A 3,429-nucleotide genomic window follows, 5' to 3' on the forward strand; every position below is an offset into this window, starting at 1 on the left:
AAGACAGGGAGTGGGTGGAGGCAAGGAAGGCAAAGGTTCAGGGAAAAAGCGACCTGGAGGTAGGGGAAGACGATTAAGAAAGGCAGCCTTAACCACAAAAAACCCACGACGGAAACAGGAGAGACAACGATGGAAGACACTATTTTTCAAATTGCGTCGTGCAACGTGGGTTTGTGGTAATTCGTCTAAACTACTAATAGGCAAATTGGCATCAATAGCACCTCCAACACTAACCTGCCATAAAGTAGCGATTGCGATCGCTAACCAATGTCTCTCGGCTCGTTTGGTATCTGTCATTTTAGTTTGATGCCAAGCAAAACCACCTCTTTTACCGTCTTTAAATAGACATTCAATCCAAGAGCGCATCGAATACCAACAAGCATCCGCAACTTCGGGTTGTAAATCGGTGAGAATTAACCAAGGTTCGGCATAGCCCTCGTCATGACGGGCTAACAATGTACATTCAATCGGGTTACTTTTGAAACAAGTTACCAATGACTCAAATGACTGACCAACTTCTCGAACAAGAGTATTTAGAGGTAGCCAAGAAACAGTACCTTTAATTTGAAACTGCCCCTGAAGGTTAATCCGCATAAAAGGATGCCAACCACAGTTCAAGATTTGTTGATACAACCACTCAGCATAAAGCCCTCTATCTGTGGTGACAATTACAAACCAATCTGGTGGTACAGTTTTGTCTATATGGCGAAATAATTCTTCCCAGTGAGGTTTCCAACTTCCAGGAATGGTAGCTTCAACTATTTTCCAGGCAATTGGAATTCCACAGCCACGGTAAACAATGCTAATTGCTAATACAGTAAAGCGATCGCTTAAAGTTGAAGCATCTGCTGCCAATGCTAGACGTTTTTCACCTTTAGGCCAAAGACTTAGAATCCAAGATAGTAGTGGACTAAAACAAGATGTCACATCCAATGAAGTTCGACCAGTTTTTGTTTTATCTTCTGCGTCTCGATACCATTCCCGCAGTTGCTGACGTATAGTATTCTCCTTTTTACCCAGTAGTTCTGCTAAAAATACTGAAACCGTTGTCAGTCCACTTGATTGGGTCATTACTATCCCAAAAGTCCACATTGCCAGTACAACAGCTTGAGGTTTTGTGAGATTTGGCATTTTTTCAATTACTTTTCTAGTCCATTCTCTTAATTCCTCGCTTTTTCCTACTTGCATTCACCCTCCTGCACCCGTAGTAATTCTGCTGATAAAAGCTAGATAGTATTTTACCTGCAAAAATACGCCTTTATTAAATACCTACCCTTGAAAGCCACTCCCTACTCCCTATCCCCTATCCCCTATCCCCTATCTCTTATGTTCGTAGCTGTTGACCAAATTGATAAAGTTTTTGAATTAACTGGTGGCGGCAAATATATCGCCCTCAAAGGAATCGATCTCCAAATTAAAAAAGGAGAATTTGTCTCTCTTATTGGTCACTCCGGTTGCGGTAAATCCACTCTCTTAAATATGATTGCGGGTTTAGATTTGCCGACTGAAGGTATTGTGACTCTCGAAGGACAAAGAATCACCAAACCTGGCCCAGACAGGATGGTAGTGTTCCAAAATTATTCGTTATTACCTTGGCGGACGGTAAGAGAAAATATTGCCCTCGCCGTGGACTCGGTAATGAAAGGTTCATCCGCAAGCGATCGCAACGCTATTATCGAAAAACATATCGATATGGTCGGTTTGCGTCCCCATGCTGACAAACAGCCGGGAATGTTATCAGGTGGACAAAAGCAGCGAGTTGCGATCGCCCGCGCCTTAGCAATTCGTCCCAAATTACTGCTGCTAGATGAACCATTTGGTGCGTTGGATGCACTCACACGCGGCAATTTGCAAGAACAACTGATGCAAATCTGCGAAGAAAATCAAGTTACCGCCGTGATGGTGACACATGATGTTGATGAAGCGGTGCTGTTATCTGACAGAATTGTGATGCTGACCAACGGCCCCGAATCTAAAATCGGCGACATTCTCGAAGTGGATATTCCCAGACCCCGCAAGCGGATGGAAGTAGTTGAACATCCCAGCTACTACAGCTTGCGAAGTGAGATGATTTACTTCCTCAATCAGCAGAAACGGATCAAAAAAATTCGGGCGCGGAAAACTGCCGACGTTGCCCGTCATGGGTTAGAAAAAGTTAACCTAGAAATTGGCTTTTTACCTTTAACAGCTTGCGCCCCCTTAGCAGTTGCCAAAGAAAAAGGCTTTTTTGTCAAGCATGGTTTAGATGAAGTTCACCTCGTGCGGGAAAGTAGCTGGCGGGGTATAGAAGATGGCATAAGTGGTGGTTATTTAGATGCGGCGCAAATGCCTTCAGGGATGCCGATGTGGCTAACTTTGGGAGGGCATAATAACCAACCTCTGCCCGTTGTCACCGCCCTCACCATGACTCGCAACGGTAACGCCATCACCTTGGCAAAAGACTTTCTCGACCAAGGTGTACAAACCTTATCAGATTTTAAAAGATACCTGCTTCGCACCCGCGAACAACGGCACACAATGGGAGTAGTACATGCTGCATCAATGCACAACTTGCTACTGCGTTACTGGCTAGCAGCTGGAGGAATTGACCCCGATAGCGATGTGGACATGAAGACCATTCCCCCAGCGCAGATGGTAGCCGACCTCAAAGCCGGAAGCATTGATGGTTACTGTGTGGGTGAACCTTGGAACTACCGCGCTGCTGTGGAAAATGTCGGCTTTACCATCGCTACTGACTTAGAAGTTTGGTTGGGACACCCCGGTAAAGTTCTTGGTGTGCGGGAAGATTGGGCAGAAAATTATCCAAATACGCATATTGCTTTGACTAAAGCTTTGTTAGAAGCTTGCGTGTATTGTGCGAATCCCGAAAATACCCAAGAAATTCGCCAAATTTTAGCAGGGCGAGATTACGTCAGCACTGATTTAGAATACATTCAACTCGAAGATCCAGATAGTCTCACCTGTGACTTAGACCATCCGTTGCGGGACTATGCCCATCTCCAGTTTTATTCCGATTCTGCCATTAACCGCCCCAGTCGCACCGAACAAATTTGGATTATGAGTCAATTGGCGCGTTGGGGTGACACTCCCTTCCCCAGAAATTGGGTAGAAGTTGTGGAACGGGTATGTCGAGTCCGGGTTTTCAGCACCGCCGCACGGGAATTAGGTTTGGATATTAGCTATATTCGCCAACCGATCCAACTCTTCGATGGGACTCCCTTTAACGCCGACGATCCGATCGCTTATCTCAACAACTTAAAAATTAAACGTGATTTTTCAGTCGCGGAAGTTGTTCTTGATGCACCCAGAAGGAGACTTGCTTCATAAAAAAATCGTGAGAGAAAGAGGGAGTGGAAGGACTAGGACATCACGCGCGAACCTCTGAACTCCGTTAACGAGTATTTGAACTGGATGAATCCACCTTTTATC

Annotated in this window: 2 protein-coding genes; one reads left to right on the plus strand and one right to left on the minus strand. The window is 45.1% G+C overall.

Annotated elements, in window-relative coordinates:
* Positions 1-1,188: endonuclease (locus RRG12_RS41935; protein ID WP_420763211.1), on the minus strand; the 1,188-nt coding region annotated here is incomplete at its 3' end.
* Between the two features lie 138 nt (positions 1,189-1,326).
* On the opposite strand from RRG12_RS41935, the gene RRG12_RS41940 reads away from it, so the two are divergent.
* Positions 1,327-3,327 (plus strand): nitrate ABC transporter ATP-binding protein, encoded by a 2,001-nt coding sequence (locus RRG12_RS41940; protein WP_069073992.1) that lies wholly within the window; start codon positions 1,327-1,329, stop codon positions 3,325-3,327.
* Positions 3,328-3,429 lie beyond the last annotated feature (102 nt).

The organism is Nostoc sp. CALU 546 (assembly GCF_048836525.1).

Coding starts and splice junctions, on each gene's coding strand:
- RRG12_RS41940 (WP_069073992.1), top strand. CDS start 1,327: ATGTTCGTAGCTGTTGACCAAATTGATAAAGTTTTTGAATTAACTGGT.